Origin of the sequence: Gluconacetobacter entanii (genome assembly GCF_013155425.1) — a bacterium.
In the GTDB taxonomy this organism is placed as follows: Bacteria; Pseudomonadota; Alphaproteobacteria; order Acetobacterales; family Acetobacteraceae; genus Novacetimonas; species Novacetimonas entanii.
The window spans coordinates 1-19,091 of the sequence record NZ_JABJWD010000078.1; the positions used below are offsets into that span (position 1 = coordinate 1).

The following is a 19,091-nucleotide window of genomic DNA, read 5'->3' on the forward strand; positions in this document are numbered from 1 at the left end:
AAAACAGCAACGTCGTTCCTCGCGGTCATCCACATCGCTGCCGCAGCAGACTGGATCAAGCCCTAACAGGCCCTAGGGCGTGTCGTCAGTAGGACTGGTGGTCTGACCCGCACATCTCTACAGACGATATAGGAGAGTGCTGCCATAGCTTTAGATTTTCAAGCATAAACAACACTCGAACATTACTTAGTTAAAGTGATTTCCCCAGATGTTTTGCTACCTTGGCGGCACTCACCCCAACTGCATTTACAGCGTCACGGAGTTCTGCAGCGCTAACATCGAATTTCTTTGTCCAATATGCAACTTCGTATGGTTCATGCACATTAATTTCGGATGCATCTTTCGGACGCTTTTTCGTTTTATCGTCAGACATAGTCTTTCCTTATTGAACTTGTCACCATTTGCGACAAAACAGATGTAGGAATTTGAGACGGAGAAAAAAAGGAAGATGAACCTTTTTTAATGAACTCCATCTCGGCCAATATAGAATTTCATATTGTGTTTCGGTGTTTTCTTTTTATTGTAAATATCATCTATAATATATTCCTCATAAGAAGCGGCGCACAGCGGCAATTTGTTTCGTCGGACGGAAACAAAAAATGCTGCCTTGATTTGACCAGACAGGAATAGCAGGAATGGCGAGATAAAATTACAGGCTAGATGCTGCAGCCTGGCAATACGCCGCCATTCAGCCATTTATCGAAGTTATGTTCTGAGACGACGACCCAGCGTGGCGCATCATCCAACCCGATTATCTCCTTGACCTAAGGTGTTTAGTCCTCGGATTGGATGGTGTGTTAATTTCACGCACGTAGACGCTGGACCGAACCGGAGTGAGGGTCATGCTAACATACGCGGCGAACCGATGGCGATCCTCGATCTGGCGAACAGCAGCGCGATCCGTCACCTACGAGGTAGGAATGACGCAAAGAGGGACATATTCCGTCTTTATGACAAAGACCAAGGCCAGTAACGCGCCCAAATCTTTATGTTCCATAATATTTGTTATGCCAACAATGGCTTTGTACCGATAAGTACGAATGGACGAAAGCTATGCCGGGCGTCTTCCCGGTCCCTGATAGCGAGAGCCGGTCAGACGCATTGCTTTCCGGTGACGTGCGACCAGTCTCTCATGTTATCGTCAGGGAATGGTCACAGCTTTGATACAATCACCCGACTGCAGCGTCCGCCACGTGTAGTCCGCGGTTCAGGCCGACTTCTCCCGCAGCGTGCGGGCCGCGCGTACCATATTGACGAGTGCCGGGATGACCTCGTTCCACTGGCGCGTCTTGAGCCCGCAATCCGGATTCACCCACAGACGTTGTGCTGGAATGCGCTCATTCGCTTTCTCCATCAAAGTAACCATCTGCGCTTCGGTGGGGATGTTGGGTGAGTGGATGTCGTAGACCCCCGGTCCAATCTGGTTCGGGTAGTTGAACGTCTCGAAGACATCAAGCAACTCCATGTCGGAGCGCGAGGTTTCAATGGTGATAACGTCTGCGTCCATGGCAGCAATGGCGGCGATAATGTCGTTGAACTCTGAATAACACATATGTGTGTGGATCTGGGTTTCATCAGCGACACCATTGGCTGCAATGCAGAAGGCCTCCACCGCCCACGTCAGATAGTCCTGCCATTGCGATTTGCGCAGCGGCAGGCCCTCACGCAAGGCAGCCTCGTCGATCTGGATGATGCGAATGCCAGCCTTTTCCAGATCCAGGACCTCATCCCGGATGGCGAGCGCAAGCTGAAAGCATGAGGCCGAGCGCGGCTGGTCATCTCGGACAAAGGACCAGTTAAGAATCGTGACTGGCCCAGTCAGCATGCCTTTCATTGGTTTATCGGTAAGGGATGCTGCGTAGCTGATCCACTCTACCGTCATTGCCTTGGGGCGGCTGATATCTCCGAACAGGATCGGCGGTTTCACACAGCGCGAACCGTAGGACTGAACCCATCCATTCTGGCTGAACACATACCCCTCAAGCTGCTCACCGAAATATTCGACCATGTCGTTGCGTTCCGCCTCGCCGTGGACCAGCACGTCCAGACCCAGCTTTTCCTGCTCGCGCACCGCATGTTCGATTTCACGACGCATGGTTGCCTTATATGTTCCTTCGTCAATTTTTCCGGATTTGAACTGACTGCGCGCGAGACGGATTTCTCTAGTTTGGGGAAAAGAGCCGATGGTGGTGGTCGGGTAAAGCGGCAGTTGCAGCAGTGCGGCCTGTTTTGCTGCGCGAGCCCCAAATTCACTCATCCGACGGCCAAGCGATTCAGTGATGGCCGCAATGGCTTTTTTTACATCCGGATTGTTTACGCGGGGCGAACTGTGGCGTGAGTCCAGCGCAGCCCGATTGGTAACCAGTTCTGACGTCACAGCAGAACGCCCCCGGTCAAGAGCAAGGGCCAGCACGCGGATTTCGTCCAGCTTCTGCACGGCAAAAGCCAGCCACGAGCTGATCTCGGCGTCCATCTTCTCTTCGGCCGCCAGATCCACAGGCACGTGCAGCAGGGAACAGGACGGCGCGATCCAGAGCCGGTCTCCCAGCAGCTTTGCCACAGGTTCCAGCCAGTCCAGCGTCGCTTCCAGGTCCGTCTTCCAGATATTTCGGCCATTGACGATCCCGAGGGAAATTATCCGATCTGGCGGGCTCGTCTTTACCAGTTCAGCGACCTCCTCCCGCGCATTAATGGTATCGAGATGCACGCCCTGCACGGGGAGCCTGCTCACCAGGGCCAGATTTTCGCGCAGCTGACCGAAGTACGTGGCCAGCAGCAGTTTGACCCGGCGGGTATCAAGCGCCTGATAGGTCTGCACGAAAGCGTTCTGCCACGATGCATCCAGTTCCGTTACCAGAACCGGCTCATCGATCTGCACCCATCCGGCACCCGTCTGAGCAAGCGCATCGAGCAGTCTGGCATATACGGGCAACAGTCGCGGCAGCAGATCCAGCTTGTCCGAACCATCTTTGGCCTTACCGAGTGCAAGATAGGTTATCGGGCCGATAATGACCGGCTTCGTCCGGATACCCTGCTTCCGCGCTTCGTCCAACTGGCTCACCAACCGCGAAGCATCAAGGGTAAACGTCGTCTCGGCATCAAATTCCGGAACGATATAATGATAGTTTGTATCGAACCATTTAGTCATTTCACCGGCGGCGACACCGCCGCAGCATCCGGGCTTTTCTTCAACAACCGTTGCCGAGCGACCGCGGGCAACCCGGAAATAATTATCGAGTTGGTCACCATGGAAGTCACGCACACGGGTGGGCAGGTTTCCAAGCATGAAGCTCGTGTCCAGCACCTGATCGTAAAAGGAAAAATCACCGACAGGTGCGAAATCCAGACCAGCCTGATCCCGCCAGTGGCGTGCGCGTAGTTCCGTGCCAACCTGCTCCAGCATGGCGAGGGAAGACTGGCCTTTCCAGTAAGCTTCAAGGGCGAACTTGAGTTCACGTTTGAAGCCGATGCGAGGGAAGCCGAGATTATGGGTCGTAACCATGAAGATTTATCCAGATGATGTATGGCTTCTGGAAGATAGGGTTTCGGATATATGAAGAAAAATGATATGTTTTCATAGATGTATAAACGGCAATCATATATGGTGCGTAGAACATGAGTATTCTTGAGCGCAGCCATTTGGCGATCATTCAGGAAGTTGCGCGCGAAGGCTCATTGACGGCTGCAGGAGTGCGCCTCAATCTGACCCAGCCTGCGCTTAGTCATTCCATCCGCAAGCTGGAAAGCCAGCTTGGCGTGAAGATATGGCAACGTGAAGGACGCTCTCTCGTGCTCACTCAGGCGGGAGAGTGGCTCCTGTCTCTTGCCAATCGTCTCCTTCCACAATTCACGCTGGCAGAAGATCGGCTTGAACAGTTCGCCCTTGGCGAGCGCGGAACGCTTCGCATCGGGATGGAGTGTCATCCCTGCTATCAATGGCTTTTGAAAGTAGTGTCGCCCTATCTGGCAAGATGGCCCAAGGTAGATGTAGATGTGCGCCAGAAATTTCAGTTTGGCGGAATAGGTGCGCTATTCAGCAACGAGATCGATATTCTTGTGACCCCTGATCCGCTCTACAAGCCAGGCCTTAAATTTACGCCGGTTTTTGACTATGAACTGGTGCTGGTTGTAGGCCCCCATCATCCTTTGCGAGATGCCCAGTATATATTGCCAGATCAGCTCATTGGCGAAATACTGATTACGTATCCCGTACCGTCAGAGCGCCTCGATATCTATACGCAGTTTTTGCAACCCGCAGGCATAGCCCCGCGACAGCAGAAGCAGATAGAAACGACCGATATCATGCTTGTCATGGTATCACATGGCCGCGGTGTTGCAGCACTTCCACGATGGCTTGTCGAAGAATATGCCTCTCGCTTTGAGCTTTATCCTGTTAAACTTGGTATAAACGGTATTGCGAAACAGATCTTTCTTGGTCATCGCGAGACGGATGAAGACATTCAATATTTACGCGATTTTATAGAACTCGCGGGTATGAATCAGTGAGTCAAGACATGCCTGACTGTACGGGGTCAAAAAGAATAGAAAATGATAAGCACTGCTGGACCTGGCGACAGATGGATAGCGTGATCCGTGCCTGACGCAGTCACTTTTTTAGTGCCGACAGGTGAGTCGATGCGTCTTTCTCCTGTCCCGGAGTTCACGACGGAGACACGAAATAAAGTCATGGTGAACGCTGAAAATTTGTCCGTGGACCAACCGGTCGGCGATCTCTGTATCGTAGAAATTCTCTGTTCCTATCTCACAACGCATACTTCCGACAGGATTCTAAGATCCGCAGCCTTCGAGTTTGTGTCGCAGTTCCCGACCGCGTGCGGTAAGGCGGGAACGCCCCATCCCCCATCGCGCAGAACATCCACCTGCAATAAAGCCCATCAGTACGAGAGATGATCTGATGCTTCCTCCATCCAGCAAGGTTCCATACCCCCCGTCTTTCGGCAGGGACAGAATGGCCCGTTTTTGTGCGGGAGTCAGGCTCTCCGATCCGAAATAAGATCGACCTGTGCCATTTCGCTGGTTGCCGCCAAAATATGTACGCATTTCTCATGTTCCCCTTGTAGCGTTTGACGGGATTAGACCCGCGACACGCCATTGGCCAATGGATGTAATTCTTCAGAACTGGTCAGGAAAGAACACGCTGGATGGGGAACGCAGCAGATAAAACAGAAGACATGATCGCCACTCCGTCTGTCGGGCGCCCCGCCCGATAGAACTGGTTACGTCACAAAGGCAGGTCTCCTGGCTTACGGGTCCTTGATATCGGTTCTGTCTTCCCGGCCTGTTGAGCATAGCCAGTGACGGGTCCTGTTAAGAGGACATACGATCCGGTATCTCTCCGCTTACAGTTGCGGGGGCAGCCACCGACTTGTTCCCGGACCCTGATAAGTCCTGCCAGAACGCACGGCGTTCCCTATTAACCCGTTCGCACGGGGCCTTTGATGTAGAGGTAGTGTGACGCACGCCCGCGAGCAGTGCAAGCCTGCCAGCTTCCCGTCTGTGTGAAGGATACCATGCTCTTTCATCGCAGGTTTTTTGGAAAATCCATATTGCGTAGATCACGAAATCTGACGCATATTGCGACCAGCTTTTATGTCGGTGGTGCCGCGCAAGCGGATTAATAGGGAATACCGTAAGCTCTGGCGGGATCTGCGATGATCCGGGAGCCAGTCGGTAGCTGCGTCCGCAACTGTAGGCGGTATGTAGCCGGATCCGATCATCTGATGTCCGATCAGATGGGTCACTGCTTCCAGTAAGGGAGTGGGAAGACAGGACCGAGCTGCCATGATCCGTGAGCCAGGAAACCTGCTACCGTCGCAAACCGTGCTACCGGGCGGGACCGACCGGTGGCAGGAGATCAGCTATGACGCGTTCTTTCGCGTATCGATATATCTATCAAGCCTCCATATGTATGCGGATCGTTAGCCTGTGCTTGAATGAATCCCGGCTTCGTAAGGCAACCTTAGCAACAGACCTCGCGGCCTGCGGCTTATAATTCGCATGTACTTTCCTGACCCCAGGACACAGGTACCTACGTTTTATTCTGATAAAAAGAAATATCCATGAACACAGATATGAGCATGGTACTCCCTTCCATTGCGTCGCGCCTAATGGCGACCATTACGGAGCCAGAGCCGGTTGTTGCAATTCGGATGCTTATTGCGGCCTGTCTGGATCAATCCTCGTCCCTTCGCCTGCGGCTACCAGAGGTAAAGCAGCTTTTCGCCCGCTTTATAGCCGCCATTATGCGTGAAAGGACAGATGCTCTGGAGGCTATTGCCAACTCGGTGGAAAAACAGATCACCGCGCTGTCTTTTCGTCCGTTTACGCCGCGACAGGTTCGACAGATTCTGGGGATCACCAACCAGGAGCGTCTTTTCTGGACACGAGACGGGCGCCTGCACCAGACAGGAACAATCCTGAACAATCAGCGCGGCCAGAAATTCAGAGTTCCTGTATATTGTGCCGAGAGAATTGGATGGCTCAGTCAGAACCCAGACATGATCGCGGCATGGCGTGACGAGGATGCTCGCATCCTGACTCAAGAAGGCCTGTCCGATGCAGATCTTTCCAGTTAATCCGCTCCGATTCCCGGTGAAACGAAAAATGGCCTCTCCCGTCCCTTCGCCTGATTTTATTCTCATACAACAGCGGCGACGTCAGCGTTCTGTCTCGGTATCCCGCCTTATGGAATCCGCACCTCTGCGGGAAGATGTAATTCAGGCAATAGCCAAGACTGAACTCCCTGCCCCCAATCCGGAAGACCGCATTCGTGCGGATGGATTTGAAACATTCCTACGTCTGGTACCTTCCGCTGGCCGATTACCCGCTGCGCCGAAGGCGCGGGGCGACTATCTTGAGGAACTGTTTTCGCCCCTGCTATTAGAAGCTCTCGCCTATGTGGATACAGCCCGCGATTTATCGGACACGCACGGGGTCGAGGCGCTCATGGCCTTGCTTCAGGCCTATATTTCCGCGCAATGGACAATTGGCGCGCGTGACGCCGCCATGCACTTGTATAGCGCATCAAGCCCGAACGCCTGATTGACAACATAGTGGCTAACGCGCGGGCGCGTATCCCCGCCCGCGTGTTTCGAAGATGAAGACACTGAGTGACCTACACTTATTGGATCGGAGCGACAAGTTTGATTGGCATCAACAAGCTCTTCGTTCCATGCAGGCCGGCATCGCGTTTCGAGGAATTGGGCGTTCCTCTCACTTCGCGCATAATGGAATGAGACCCTTGATTGATGATGGCCCCGCGCGAGCGGGTTAAAAGGGAACGCTGTAACGCTCTGGCTGGACAATTCTGTTCCGGGAGCCAGTCAGCGGCTGCTCCCGCAACTGTATGCGGTATGCCACCAGTTCGTTCACCTGCGGGTGAGCCACTGTTTCCCTTGGGGAATGGGAAGGCATGAACTGGCTGGCCATGATCCGTGAGCCAGGAGACCTGCCATCGTCTGCAAACCACGTCGTCGGGCGGGATGCACCGAAGGCAGGAGATTTCCCATGCGTCATGGGAAGACCAATGCGGCCGATCAATGCTCCCGATGTTTCCTGTTTCTGGCGGAGACATCGTGATGCGGCATCGTAGGACCGCCGCGTTTCTGCCAACCGGCCTGGAGCGCCCGAGTGTTGCTGGAGGCTCGTACTGGGCCCCTCAGGCCGGGGCGGCAGTGGGAAGCGGGCGCGACAAGAACTTCATGGAAAACGTCCATGCCGTAGATAGCACCCTCGCCGCTCATTCCCATGGCGCGCACCTCGGGGCATCAATCATGCGCTTTTCGATCCGAATTCTCCGATAAATCCGCCGATGTTCCATAATTTTAGTCACGTACGAAGCGACGAAAGACACATCATGAATATTGCGCAAAAAGCAACCTGTGTCTCGTTAATACTCAGTGTCATGACTCGAGGGGCTGCTGTTCACGCACAAGTTCCTCCAGCGACAACAGTTCCGCCCCCCGTTCTGGGGCAATGGGTCACCAAAAATCACAAGGGTGTTTTCGAGATCACACGGTGTGGCGACCATTTGTGTGGAAAGCTGGTTGGCCTGAACTATAGTGATGACATCCCACGCGACCAGACGGGCCGTTCGGAATGTGGGTTGCCCATGCTGCGGGACTTTGTGCCGGATCCGGATCAACCAGATCGGTGGAACGGGTCCATTCTCGACCCCAATACCAATCATGTCTATCAAGCGCGCATGTGGGTTAACCAGTCCGGACAACTCAAGCTACGGGGCTATCTTGGGATTCCGATGTTCGGACAGACACAGACATGGCTTCCTTATCGCGGTCATATCGGCCCGAACTGCAAAATGAGCACCTGATCGGCGTGGTGCCTGGTCAGGAGAAGATGCCCATGCGCCTTGAGACGGGGCATGAGCATCTATCAGTTTATTATCCGATATCTTTCCGGGACGGCATGCCATTCTGGATAAGCAGTTGGCGCAGCGCCATGATAACTGGAAAGACCTCCTGATTCCGGTCGCCGTCCTGCTCCCGCCAGGCCTGCTGCTCCAGTTCAACAATTTCGCGATCTTCTGTGAAAACACGCTCCGTAAAGGCGATCAGCAGCGGCCACGCCAGATCCAGTAAAAATGGTATTTTCAACCTGCGTATGGATAGAAGCCCGAATACGCGATTGGTCAGTTCTTCCCGGTCCTGTGGCACATATGCAATCCACAGTTCCATGACCGGTTCATCAATCCCCTCCGTCGAGATCCGCAATGTCTGATAGGGATACTGCGTGCGGATGGTCATGACATCCCGATAGGCAAAATCCCGGCCATCCTTGCGACGCTGCCCGTAAATCAGGGCCTCGCTCAGCGGCTGCCTGCCAGACGTGCGGGCAAAGGTATAGCGGGCCTCCACAAAATCCTCTCCCCGATCCATGCCTAGAAACCGTGGTTTCATGCTTCCGACCAGTCGGCTGTGCAAGATTTGGTGGTTCATGTCCATCAGGTTTTCATGCATGAAGCTGTAGTGACATTGCACGACTTTTCCAAACCGGCGGGTGCGGTAATGGGGGTCACGGACACGCGGAATGTCCGGCAGCGCAATGCTATCGGATTTTTCCAGATCCCCCATGAACACAAAGATGAGGCCGTCCTTCTCCCGGCATGCCCATGTCCGCAGTCGTGGCGGTTCGTTTTCCAGCTTCATGCCGGGGGAAAAACACTGGCCACGCCGACTGTATTTCAGTCCATGGTATGCACAGCGAATGAAATCTCCACACACTTCTCCCTTGCTGAGTGGTAACTGCCGGTGGGGGCAAACATCATCCAGCGCAAAGATGGCCCCGGCCTCGGGCCTGACCACCACGATGGGTTGCCCCGCGTACCGTACGCCAATCGCCCTGCCCCGACGAAGCTCGCGAGACCATGCAACCGGATACCAGAAATCCGGATTGCTGCGGACACGACGGATGTCCTGTTGTGGCAAAGCAGCCCCATCCAGGGCGGCTGTTTCCGATGTATTTCCTGTCATGATATTTTCAATGTCTCACGCTGTTATCAGCGCATGGGACAAAACGGATATCATTTTCGCAAAAGTCGCGGATGGATGCGCTGCGACGTGCTATCGTGCGCCGGCTGGCCACGGCCACGATTTCGGACATTTTCCGCCGCAGGACGCTCATGATGTCTGGATCAGCCAGGCCATCCCTGTCACTTAACGCACCCGATGGCGCGATCATGAGACGATCCGGCCGATGCGAACGCAGCGTCTGTTCCACGATGCCTTGCGCCATGCCGATGTGGGTAGGTGCCGCGCTGCAGCTATCGACCAGCCCCAGCGAGAGCCAGCGATACGCCGGGAAATGCTGCAGGACATACGCGAAATCGCGATAGCCATGCACAACGTCCACATGCAGGCCGCCAAAAGGTAGCTGCAGCACGAAAGGAAGATGTCGCCCGAAGCCCCCGCTGCCCCCGACCAGAACAAGTGACGTGGCCCTTGATGCTTCACTGAGGACATGCCAGGCAACGTCCATATGGGTCAGCGTGGCTGCGGGCAGGCCAGGATGGGCAAGGATTGGCTCATCAATCTGGACCCAGAAGCATCCCGCGTTGTTCAGTTGTTCGAAGCATTCAATATAGGCAGGTAGCAGGCGCATCAGGCTCTGGCCGACACTGTCTCCCTTTGCCATGCCGCATAATGCAAGGAAACTGACCGGCCCCAGCAGAACAGGCCGGGTGCTGATACCCAGTTGTTCCACTGCAAGAAATGCGTCGCGAGGCCAGTTGCGCGCAAGATGGAACGCCTGCCCCGGTCTGAGGATGGGCTTTCTGTAATTGCGGTGCATCGGATCACAGGCTGTGATTGTATTGTCGGTGCCCACGCCAAACATGCGGGCAGTCTGCACGACCCTGTCCCGCCATGGGCTATTGGCCGTAGCGATATGGGAAATGCCTGCCGCGTGCTGGCATCGCACCCCACGCATCTCATCAGCATCGGGAAAACCAAGTGTCGCCGTAAGCAGTCTGGCGATATTGGGGAAGTGGCTTGTAGAATACTGGCGCGCAGGCGCGCCTTCGGCCGTGCCATCATGGCACGCGGCTTTCTGCCATACCGGCATTAAGCTTCTCCCGCCTTCGGCACATCCCGTCCGACGGCTTGATGTATGACGATGGCAGGTCTCCTGGCTTACGGATCATGGCCAACCGGTTCTGCCTTCCCATTTCCTTTCCGGAAACAGTGACCCACCCCGTGCGGGTGAAATGAACCGGCGGCATACCGCCTACAGTTGCGGGAGCAGCCTCCGACTTGGCTCCCGGGTTCATGACCCGGCCGGAGCGTGACAGCGTTCCCTATTAACCCACTCGCGTGGGACCATCGACTTGATAAGACAACATTGTGCCCGAACCGGGTAGCCGGACGCAAGGTGTCATGGGCAGGATGTCCCAGCGGGCCGCACACGTTAGCGACACAGGGACCACGGAAGGACCGCGTCCTCGACCCGTCGGACCGCTACGCCGTACACGACGCGCATGATATCATCATCCAGCACCTGCAGGGCCGGGCCATGGCGGATGACGGCGCCATCATCCATCAGCACCAGTTCATCGCAGAAACGGGTCGCCAGAACCAGATCATGCAGCACGACGACGATCCCCTTTCCCTGCCCTGCCTGCTGGCGGAAAAGCTGCATCATGGATAGGGCATGCGCCGGGTCGAGTGCAGCGATCGGCTCGTCCGCCAGTATGACCGGCGTATCGGTCGCCAGCGCACGCGCCAGATTCATGCGAGCCCGCTCCCCGCCTGACAGGTGGCTGGCCGGACGGGTGCACAGGTCCTGCAAGCCGGTGACATCAAGGGCGTGGCCCACCGCCGGGTGACGGACGGCATGATCGCCCGCCTGCCCATGCGGCAGGCGTCCGAGCGCGACCAGCGCACGCACCGGCATGGGTGGCGGCGTCCCCCCATCCTGCGGAATGAAAGCAAGCTGTCGGGCACGCAGCGCGGGTGGGATCTGGCTCATGTCGCGATCAAGAAGCCGGACATCCCCACAGTCGGGAGTCTCCAGCCCCGTCAGCAGACGCATGAAGGTGCTTTTGCCTGCGCCGTTCGGCCCGACCAGGCCAATGACCCGCCCCTTCGCAAGAGTCAGTGACGCGGCCGAAACAACAGCCCGATCCCCGCGCCGGAGCGACACGTCGCGTGCCTGGAGCAGGATCATGACACGGTTCTTTTCAGCATAATGACGCGGGCGAAGAAGATTGGAGCCCCGACAAGCGCGGTCAGCACGCCCAGTTGCAGTTCAGGCCCGACCGCCACCAGACGTACCACCATATCCGCCAGCAGCAGCAGCAGACTTCCCCCCAGAAATGACGGCAAGAGCAACCGCGACGGCTGGAATCCCACAAGCGGCCGCAACAGATGCGGCACCACCAGTCCCACAAAGCCGATCGCTCCTGAAACCGCCACGCATGAGCCCACGGCCAGCGCCGCGCCCAGCACGATACGCGTCTGGACGCCGCGCGGGCCATGCAGCTGGAAGCCAAGGCTTGCGGCCACATCCTCCCCCAATGTCAGCGCATCCAGCGCACGCCCCGCGGACAGCATGAGCAGCGTGCCACACACCACACCCGGCAAGCAGATCCAGACATGGGTAAAGGTCCGGTCCGTCAACGACCCCATGAGCCAGTGCATGATCTCGAATGACGCATAGGGGCTGGGCACAAGGTTCAGCACCAGTGCTGTCAGGGCTGCGGCAAAACTGCTGAGTGCAGCCCCCGCCAACAGCAACACCAGCGTGCCACCACGTCCCACCAGTCCCATCAGCACGGCCGCCGCACACAGCGCCCCCGTCAGCCCACCCAGCGGCAGGGCCGCGATGGACACCTGCATGAGGCCGGTATAGAACACGCTGACCGCCCCAAGTGCCGCTCCACCTGATACCCCCAGGATGCCGGGATCGGCCAGCGGATTGCGTAGATAGCCCTGCAGAACCGCCCCCGACAGGCCAAGCGTCCCGCCCACCAGGATGGCCAGCAGGGTACGCGGCAGGCGCAGGCGCTCCACAATGATCGCGCCTGCGGTATGCCGCCCGGCCAGCAGGTCCTCCAGTGCATGTGAAAACATGATGCGGGTTTCTCCCCACATGAGCGAGGTAACAAACAGCCCCATGACACCAGCCAGAAGCATGACGTTCAGCAGCATGGTTTGATGGGCAGGTTTCATGGGGCGGACATTTCAAGGTTGTGCCGTGCGTTACGCAGCATGACGACACTATCCAGTGTCTGTGGCAGGCCACACAACCAAAGCCGTGCGGGCAGATCCAGATGATGCGGCCCGGCAAAGGCCTGCTTCAACGCCGGGTGATCCAGCATGGACTGTGCAAGGGACGTTCCCTTCCCCGAACGGTCAAGGATCAGGAGATCGGGTGGCCGTGCAATCAGCAGTTCCATGGAAAAACGGGAAGATGACTGGTGCCCCATGATCGTTGCGTAATTACGAAAGCCGGCATGGGCAAGGACATCATCCGGAAGCGAGCCCTTATGGGTGACAAAGCCGTTGGCAGCATAGACGGCCGCCGTAGGATCGGTGGCACTGCGCTCGACTGAAAGGGAGGCCAGGCGCGTGGCAAAGGCCATAGCCAGTTGCTGCCCACGCTCAGGAACGCCGATGGCGTTGGCGACCGTCATGATCTGGACCGGAATATCCGTCAGGGATTTGGCGGGTGGCAGGGCTACAACCTGTGCGCCCCCTTCCCGCCCCGCCTGCATCGCGACGGCCGCGGTATAGATGCCACCCAGCACGACATCGGGATGGGATGCCACGATGCTTTCCGCCGTGGGTCGCAATACGGGAGCCTGTCGTGCCTGTTCGCACAGCACCGCGCTCCAGCAATCCCGGGCGAGCGGCGTAATACCGACGATCTGGCCCGGTTCGGCCAGCAGCAGCAACAACTGGTCGGTGCAGAGATTAAGCGAAGCCACGCGCGGGAGAGCCCATGCCGGTGCCAACGGGACACAGGCAAGGAAACCCGCCATCATCCCTGCGACCACGCTTTTCATGTCAATAATTCAGCATGAAGCCGCCATAACCGGCGCGACCAGGCTGCAGATAGCCGATGGGGTCCTCGAACTGGCGGTTCAGCAGGTTGTCGGCGCGGGCATAGACGGAAACGTAGCGGTTGATTTTGTAATTGGCAGCCACGTCGATGGTGAAATAACCATGCCCCTTGGCGCATGTGCTGCAGGACTCGCTGCCAATAACCGGCAGATCACGCCAGCCACTAGTATACAGGATATTGCCCGAAAAGGTCAGGTCGCGAATGGGGGTCCATGTCGTATTGAAATTGAACTTGTGCTGGGGACGGCGTTGCAACTGGACGTCGTTCGTCTCATCCCGGGCGTGGGTCCAGGTATAGCTCAGGTTAAATTCCAGATTGCTCAGCGCCTTCCAGTTCAGGAAGGCTTCCACACCATACATCCGCGCCTTCGCCACATTGGCGTATGAGTAGTTGTAGTCATATGATGAATCAATCGAAAGCGAGGACTGGATCAGGTTCCTGACCCGGTTGTCATACCAGGTTGCGCCGAAATTCAGACGGTCATGCAGCAGTTTCTGCTCAACACCCGCGTCATAGCCGATCAACTGTTCCGCCTTCAGGTTGGGATTGCCCTTTTCCGAATAACCCACACCCACCTGATTTGCGAATAACTGATACAGCGAAGGACCATGAAAACCGGAACCGGCGCTGGCCTTGATGATGGTTCCGGTGCCCGGCACATGGATTGCCGGGGCCACGCGCCATGTCACGTGGTTGCCGTAGCGCGAATTGGCATCATAGCGAATATTGGCCGCACCATACAGAATATGGTTCCAGTTCCCCTGATACTGCCCGTAACCTGCGGTCGTATCCATGCTGGCGGATGTATCGTATCCGCTGTCCCACATGCTTGAGGCCGTATGGCTGGTATTGAACGTATCATGGAAATGTTCGGCACCGATCAGAAGCTGGCCATACTGCTTGAAATTGAACGTGCCGTGCCAGTCCACCTTAAGTCGGCTGGAACGGTAATAATCCGGGTCTGGATTGACCGGGCTGCCGTAACTCGTGCCCGTCTCCGTCCAGCGGTTGCGGTTGGTCATGTAGCCAAGGCCAAGCACCTGATCAAAAAGCCCGTGAAAGGAAACCAGATGGGCCGTCCCGCGCACGATGGCCTCGTTCTGGTTGTTCTGTTCCCGCACACCCTTATCACCATACAGATTTTCACTTTGCAGGTCATACAGAGAGTAGGAATGATAATTGCTCTGTATCAGCCGTGCGGTCAGGCCAAGATCGAAATTATGGGTGACGTCATAACCCAGCCTGATATTGACGCCACGGTTGTCATTCCGGTTGCCTTCATGCCGCTGCTGCCGGTTGGCCCCATAATAACGCTCGATATAGGAAGGGATATTGTTGAACCCGTCCATCCGGTAATGGGAGAATTCTACATTATAATGAAAACGTCCCTTGCTGCCGCGTGCGCCAAAGGTCTGATTGAAGGTACCATACCCACCGCCTTCGATACGGACAAACGGCTTGAAACGGCCCTGCCCCTGTGCCGTGGTAATGTCGATAACCCCCGCCATGGCGTCGGCGCCGTACAGGCCGCTCTGAGGCCCACGCAGTATCTCGATCCGGCCCATGCCGTCGGTTACAAACTGACCGGCATCGAACATGCCATTGGTGGAACTTCCGTCATTGATGTCCATGCCATCCAGGCGGACCTTGACCTCGTTGGAATTATTACCACGCATGAAAATGGATGACGTGCCCCCTGGGCCGCCTGTCTGGACCACGTTCAGGCCCGGTTGGCGTGCCAGAATATCCGTCAGGCTGCGCCGCTGCTGGGTCTGGATCTGCTTTTCCGTGATGATGGTCATGCTGGTGCCGATATCATCGGTGGAGGTCGGCCGACGGGCGGCACTGACGCTGATCAGTTCGGGAAGACCCGTATCCCCCAACGAAACAACGGCTTTCGATTTTTTATTCTCGATGACGTACTGGTTGGCGGACTGTTTTTGCGGCGCGTGCTGTCTGACTGAATCATCGGCACGCGCCACTACAACCCCCATGGTCATCAACGTGGTGGAAGCAATCAGCAGATTACGGAATAGGATCATCTGGTTCAGGTCTCGCGGTCACATCATCGTTGCCACGAGAGCGCGCTGCCACAGGATTTCCGATCTGCACGGAATCCTGTAACACCACACCGTCAGGACACCCCGCCCGACAGTTCCCGGTCGCAACCATCATGACGGCAGGTCTCCTGGCTCACGGCGTAGCGTCCTGCACAACCTTCCCGGAAAACCGCGGTTTCCAGTGGCCCGGATCATGACATCCGGTAATGCAAGGACAGACCGTTTACAGTTGCGGGGGCAGCCGGAGCATTGGATCGCAATCCGCACTCTGTTCCCTTTTCATCCCCCCGAAAGGGGACACCGTCGGAACGGTTCTGATCGGATGGGGTGTTCTTGTCAACCCGCATTCAATCTTTCAGTATCCTGTCAGGATTGCTGTTATTTTCAGCCTGATTGATGAATCACAGGATATTTCCGATGAAACGTATCACGCCCTCCATGCTGACTTCACTGGCGCTGGATCTCCGTAACGGCTGGAGCATTGGAACATTTGGTGCGATCGGCGAATTCCATCATGTTCCGGATGATAGGGTCTGCCTCACCCCATGTCCTGACGGGTTGGAGATCGTCACCCAACGCGGTGCCATACGCATTAGTCCCAGCGAACCCTTGCATGCCCTTGCGTGGGACTCTCTCGTCGGAAAAGGCAGACGCTGGCGGCATAGCATGGCGTTATGCGGCCCGTTACAACTGACCGCGAAGCATACCCTGAAGGTTCTGGGAAAGGATGCGGACGCTGTCCGACCAGAGGATCGTGATGCGTGGCTGATTGATCTTGGAATTGGCGTGGGCCGGGTCCGGATGTGCGTAAGGACAGAAAATGCCCGCCTGGTCGAAGCCCTTGCTGTTGACACGGATGACCCATTGGCCGTCGTCACAGCAGCATTTGCGCTTCTGATGGAAGTCCAGCCCCACAGGGTCATGCTTTCACCTGCTGGCAGACTGGAGGTCTACCAACCCGTTCCCGCACCTGATGGAGACTCTCCGCTCGGCGCCCATACCCACCTGCTGCCAAAACTGGTGAGGTTGAAACGACCCTGCTCCGCCCTCGATCCCATTCCGGAAGGCTGGCAGCCTTTCCTGACACTTCATCCGGCGGCACCGTTCCGACCGTCCGATGATGATTCCCATGATTATGACCGGCTTGCCGATCTATCCTTTCTGCCGTTGCTTGAGGAATTCGGCATGGAGGAAGACCTGCAGGTTTCAGGCACATTCCAGGCCCATGTTCGTCAACATGGAACACCGGAAAATCTGAAAATACCCGCTACAAGACGTGGTCGCGCGCGCATGCATATCGAACTGCTTCGCATGGCAGCCTGGGGTCACGAAGGCATGGAGCGATTTGTGCCTGCCGACACGATCAAGAGCGCTACGGACTGCGGCTGATTCCATGACAGCGATCATGTTGCAGGGCACGGGATCCGATGTCGGAAAGTCCGTTTTGACGGCAGGTTTATGCCGGGTTTTCGCTAACCGTGGCCTGACGGTCCGGCCTTTCAAGCCCCAGAATATGTCGAACAATGCCGCCGTGACGGTAGATGGAGGTGAAATCGGTCGGGCGCAGGCACTTCAGGCGCAGGCCTGCCGTATTGCCCCTTCCACCCTTATGAATCCGGTCCTTCTGAAACCGGAAAGTGATCATACAGCGCAGGTTATCGTCCGTGGACGCGCAAAAGGACACCTGCACGCTTCGAGTTTTATCGGTGGCCGGGCCGCATTCCTGCCCGAGGTTCTGACCGCCTTCAGGACATTATGTAGCCAATCCGATCTCGTGATTGTCGAGGGCGCGGGCAGCCCGGCGGAAATCAATCTACGTCAGGGCGACATCGCCAATATGGGCTTTGCCAGAGCCGCGAATGTTCCGGTCGTCATGATCGGCGATATAGACCGGGGCGGCGTTATCGCGTCACTCGCCGGTACCCATGCTGTTCTTGATCCAGATGACCGTGAGTTGATCAAGGGATTCATCGTTAATCGCCTCCGGGGAGACGCCAGCATTTTCCAATCTGGGTATGACTTCATAGAAAAGTTTACCGGCTGGAAGGGGCTTGGCGTTCTTCCTTGGATAGACAGTATACGTGAACTGCCTTCTGAAGACAGTATTCCTGAAGATGTTGACTGTTCCGCGGCCTCACGGATCGAGATAGCCGTCCCCCTTATGCCCCGCATTGCCAATTTCGATGATCTTGATGCGCTGGAAGGTGAAACGCATGTAAAGATCACACGGATCCGGCCCGGGCAGCCCCTTCCCGCGTCCGCGCATGTCGTGTTCCTTCCTGGTAGCAAGGCGACAATAGCAGACCTGCAATTTTTCAGGCGGCAGGGATGGGATATTGATCTGGCGGGACACGTCAGGCGGGGTGGATATGTATTCGGTCTCTGCGGTGGCTATCAGATGCTGGGACAGACCATAAATGATCCCGACGGAATAGAAGGGAACCCGACCACGATACCAGGACTTGGACTTCTGGAGGTTGATACCGTTCTGACCCGTGACAAGCAGATCAACCAGACTTCAGGCATGACGCTTTCCGATAGCGCGCGATTCAGTGGCTACGAAATTCATTGTGGGGAAACAGTTCGATCACATCACCGGGTCATGCCCCTAATCAGATGCGACGACGGACGGTTGGACGGAGCAATAAGCCCGGACGGTCGTATTGCAGGCTGCTATGTGCACCGTCTGTTTGACATGACTGGCCAACGCGCGGCATGGCTGGACAGATGGGGCGCACGCTCCGATGGACTGGATTACACAGCGCGGGTGGAACGCGCCCTTGAAACCGTTGCTTCCACCATGGAAAGCAGTCTGGATATTGAAGGGTTACTGGCTATTGCCAGATGATCTTCTTTCGGTCTCAGGGCCTTGGTTCGTCAGGGCATCCAGACAAACAGGACAGAGGCACCCTGCCTGATCATCCGTCGGAACCGGCAGGCCACGGGGCTTTTCCATGCACCAGCACGCACCTTCAGGCTGACATGAAAAATCAGCACCGCACTTTTTACACTTTATCATTCTGCGCCTTCCCGTTGTTACCATGACTGGATCAAACAGTCAGTCCGCTGGTTTGGCGTTCTGTCCGGGCCATCTCATGATGGAGGGCATGCCAGTGTGCAAGATTGTTTTTGGCTTCCTGCACGAATGCCGAACGACGAACGACCTTGAGAAACATACCCTGAACCAGACGGCCAACTCCGTATGTGGGCCGTTCAAACTGGATAAGCAACACTACCCGATGATCCGATGTATTGTTCTGGACTTCATGAGGGTATGTGTCGTCAAACAGGATACATTTTCCATCCTGCCAGCATAACGTTTGATCGTCTATCCGTATCCAGCAGAGGTGGTCCCCATTTTTCGGACAGGGCAATAAGCTATAATCCGACCTGAGAGAGAACGGGTTTTATGGGCAAGGTTACGCGCAAGAG

15 protein-coding genes and 5 riboswitches are annotated in these 19,091 nt (G+C 56.2%); of the genes, 6 read left to right on the plus strand and 9 right to left on the minus strand.

The features are described 5' to 3' along the window. Nucleotides 1-190 precede the first annotated feature (190 nt). Both HNH97_RS13530 and metE read right to left on the minus strand, forming a co-directional pair. On the minus strand, nt 191-373 hold the full coding sequence (locus tag HNH97_RS13530) for a DUF3606 domain-containing protein (RefSeq protein WP_082086117.1): 183 nt from the start codon (nt 371-373) through the stop codon (nt 191-193). Between the two features lie 834 nt (nt 374-1,207). Then, a complete protein-coding gene (metE, locus tag HNH97_RS13535; RefSeq protein ID WP_171791245.1) occupies nt 1,208-3,502 on the minus strand; it encodes a 5-methyltetrahydropteroyltriglutamate--homocysteine S-methyltransferase in 2,295 nt (764 codons plus the stop codon). Between the two features lie 113 nt (nt 3,503-3,615). Between metE and HNH97_RS13540 the strand changes: the two genes are divergently transcribed. The 4 genes from HNH97_RS13540 to HNH97_RS13555 all read left to right on the plus strand — a co-directional run bounded on the left by HNH97_RS13540 (nt 3,616) and on the right by HNH97_RS13555 (nt 8,350). After that, nucleotides 3,616-4,506 (plus strand): LysR family transcriptional regulator, encoded by an 891-nt coding sequence (locus HNH97_RS13540; RefSeq protein WP_171791246.1) that lies wholly within the window; start codon nt 3,616-3,618, stop codon nt 4,504-4,506. 726 nt (nt 4,507-5,232) lie between these two features. Continuing rightward, nucleotides 5,233-5,473: riboswitch (cobalamin riboswitch) on the minus strand. A gap of 127 nt (nt 5,474-5,600) precedes the next feature. Continuing rightward, a riboswitch (cobalamin riboswitch) is annotated at nt 5,601-5,845 on the plus strand. 235 nt (nt 5,846-6,080) lie between these two features. Next, nucleotides 6,081-6,596, plus strand: a complete 516-nt coding sequence (locus tag HNH97_RS13545) for a hypothetical protein (protein ID WP_171791247.1) — start codon at nt 6,081-6,083, stop codon at nt 6,594-6,596. Further along, nucleotides 6,577-7,062, plus strand: a complete 486-nt coding sequence (locus HNH97_RS13550; RefSeq protein ID WP_014106877.1) for a hypothetical protein — start codon at nt 6,577-6,579, stop codon at nt 7,060-7,062. Before HNH97_RS13545 ends, HNH97_RS13550 begins: the two co-directional genes overlap by 20 nt. A 193-nt stretch (nt 7,063-7,255) precedes the next feature. After that, a riboswitch (cobalamin riboswitch) is annotated at nt 7,256-7,490 on the plus strand. 386 nt (nt 7,491-7,876) lie between these two features. Beyond that, nucleotides 7,877-8,350 carry a DUF2147 domain-containing protein gene (locus tag HNH97_RS13555; RefSeq protein ID WP_244949465.1) on the plus strand — a complete coding sequence of 158 codons (474 nt, stop codon included), beginning with the start codon at nt 7,877-7,879 and terminating at the stop codon, nt 8,348-8,350. Between the two features lie 70 nt (nt 8,351-8,420). On the opposite strand, the gene HNH97_RS13560 is transcribed toward HNH97_RS13555, so the two are convergent. The 6 genes from HNH97_RS13560 to HNH97_RS13585 form a co-directional block, all read right to left on the minus strand. Further along, the gene (locus HNH97_RS13560) at nt 8,421-9,509 is read right to left on the minus strand and encodes an aromatic ring-hydroxylating oxygenase subunit alpha (RefSeq protein WP_171791249.1); all 1,089 of its coding nucleotides are present in this window, start codon (nt 9,507-9,509) and stop codon (nt 8,421-8,423) included. Between the two features lie 7 nt (nt 9,510-9,516). Further along, the gene (locus tag HNH97_RS13565; RefSeq protein ID WP_171791250.1) at nt 9,517-10,599 is read right to left on the minus strand and encodes a uroporphyrinogen decarboxylase/cobalamine-independent methonine synthase family protein; all 1,083 of its coding nucleotides are present in this window, start codon (nt 10,597-10,599) and stop codon (nt 9,517-9,519) included. Between the two features lie 36 nt (nt 10,600-10,635). Then, a riboswitch (cobalamin riboswitch) is annotated at nt 10,636-10,873 on the minus strand. Between the two features lie 68 nt (nt 10,874-10,941). Beyond that, the gene (locus tag HNH97_RS13570; protein WP_171791251.1) at nt 10,942-11,700 is read right to left on the minus strand and encodes an ABC transporter ATP-binding protein; all 759 of its coding nucleotides are present in this window, start codon (nt 11,698-11,700) and stop codon (nt 10,942-10,944) included. Then, a complete protein-coding gene (locus HNH97_RS13575; RefSeq protein WP_407927274.1) occupies nt 11,697-12,683 on the minus strand; it encodes a FecCD family ABC transporter permease in 987 nt (328 codons plus the stop codon). The genes HNH97_RS13570 and HNH97_RS13575 overlap by 4 nt, the downstream gene beginning before the upstream one ends. A 17-nt stretch (nt 12,684-12,700) precedes the next feature. Beyond that, nucleotides 12,701-13,540: an ABC transporter substrate-binding protein gene (locus tag HNH97_RS13580; RefSeq protein WP_014106885.1), complete on the minus strand. Its 840-nt coding sequence runs from the start codon at nt 13,538-13,540 to the stop codon at nt 12,701-12,703. A gap of 1 nt (nt 13,541) precedes the next feature. Beyond that, complete coding sequence (locus HNH97_RS13585; protein ID WP_010516556.1) at nt 13,542-15,641, minus strand: TonB-dependent receptor plug domain-containing protein; 2,100 nt, start codon at nt 15,639-15,641, stop codon at nt 13,542-13,544. 119 nt (nt 15,642-15,760) lie between these two features. Next, a riboswitch (cobalamin riboswitch) is annotated at nt 15,761-15,979 on the minus strand. Nucleotides 15,980-16,076: 97 nt separating this feature from the next. Here HNH97_RS13585 and HNH97_RS17990 point away from each other — a divergent pair. Beyond that, nucleotides 16,077-17,048 carry a DUF6925 family protein gene (locus HNH97_RS17990; RefSeq protein ID WP_227744510.1) on the plus strand — a complete coding sequence of 324 codons (972 nt, stop codon included), beginning with the start codon at nt 16,077-16,079 and terminating at the stop codon, nt 17,046-17,048. Between the two features lie 4 nt (nt 17,049-17,052). After that, nucleotides 17,053-18,507 carry a cobyric acid synthase gene (locus tag HNH97_RS13595; protein ID WP_014106887.1) on the plus strand — a complete coding sequence of 485 codons (1,455 nt, stop codon included), beginning with the start codon at nt 17,053-17,055 and terminating at the stop codon, nt 18,505-18,507. Between the two features lie 202 nt (nt 18,508-18,709). Here the strand turns inward: HNH97_RS13595 and HNH97_RS13600 are convergent, their stop codons facing one another. Beyond that, nucleotides 18,710-19,033, minus strand: coding sequence for an aspartyl/asparaginyl beta-hydroxylase domain-containing protein (locus tag HNH97_RS13600; protein ID WP_231850455.1), 324 nt, complete (start codon nt 19,031-19,033; stop codon nt 18,710-18,712). Nucleotides 19,034-19,091: the final 58 nt, after the last annotated feature.

What these genes read in the sequence shown, in the direction of transcription:
- HNH97_RS13530 (WP_082086117.1), bottom strand. Translation starts at nt 373, where the DNA reads ATGTCTGACGATAAAACGAAAAAGCGTCCGAAAGATGCATCCGAAATT.
- metE (WP_171791245.1), bottom strand. Translation starts at nt 3,502, where the DNA reads ATGGTTACGACCCATAATCTCGGCTTCCCTCGCATCGGCTTCAAACGT.
- HNH97_RS13540 (WP_171791246.1), top strand. Translation starts at nt 3,616, where the DNA reads ATGAGTATTCTTGAGCGCAGCCATTTGGCGATCATTCAGGAAGTTGCG.
- HNH97_RS13545 (WP_171791247.1), top strand. Translation starts at nt 6,081, where the DNA reads ATGAACACAGATATGAGCATGGTACTCCCTTCCATTGCGTCGCGCCTA.
- HNH97_RS13550 (WP_014106877.1), top strand. Translation starts at nt 6,577, where the DNA reads ATGCAGATCTTTCCAGTTAATCCGCTCCGATTCCCGGTGAAACGAAAA.
- HNH97_RS13555 (WP_244949465.1), top strand. Translation starts at nt 7,877, where the DNA reads ATGAATATTGCGCAAAAAGCAACCTGTGTCTCGTTAATACTCAGTGTC.
- HNH97_RS13560 (WP_171791249.1), bottom strand. Translation starts at nt 9,509, where the DNA reads ATGACAGGAAATACATCGGAAACAGCCGCCCTGGATGGGGCTGCTTTG.
- HNH97_RS13565 (WP_171791250.1), bottom strand. Translation starts at nt 10,599, where the DNA reads ATGCCGGTATGGCAGAAAGCCGCGTGCCATGATGGCACGGCCGAAGGC.
- HNH97_RS13570 (WP_171791251.1), bottom strand. Translation starts at nt 11,700, where the DNA reads ATGATCCTGCTCCAGGCACGCGACGTGTCGCTCCGGCGCGGGGATCGG.
- HNH97_RS13575 (WP_407927274.1), bottom strand. Translation starts at nt 12,683, where the DNA reads ATGCTGCTGAACGTCATGCTTCTGGCTGGTGTCATGGGGCTGTTTGTT.
- HNH97_RS13580 (WP_014106885.1), bottom strand. Translation starts at nt 13,540, where the DNA reads ATGAAAAGCGTGGTCGCAGGGATGATGGCGGGTTTCCTTGCCTGTGTC.
- HNH97_RS13585 (WP_010516556.1), bottom strand. Translation starts at nt 15,641, where the DNA reads ATGATCCTATTCCGTAATCTGCTGATTGCTTCCACCACGTTGATGACC.
- HNH97_RS17990 (WP_227744510.1), top strand. Translation starts at nt 16,077, where the DNA reads ATGAAACGTATCACGCCCTCCATGCTGACTTCACTGGCGCTGGATCTC.
- HNH97_RS13595 (WP_014106887.1), top strand. Translation starts at nt 17,053, where the DNA reads ATGACAGCGATCATGTTGCAGGGCACGGGATCCGATGTCGGAAAGTCC.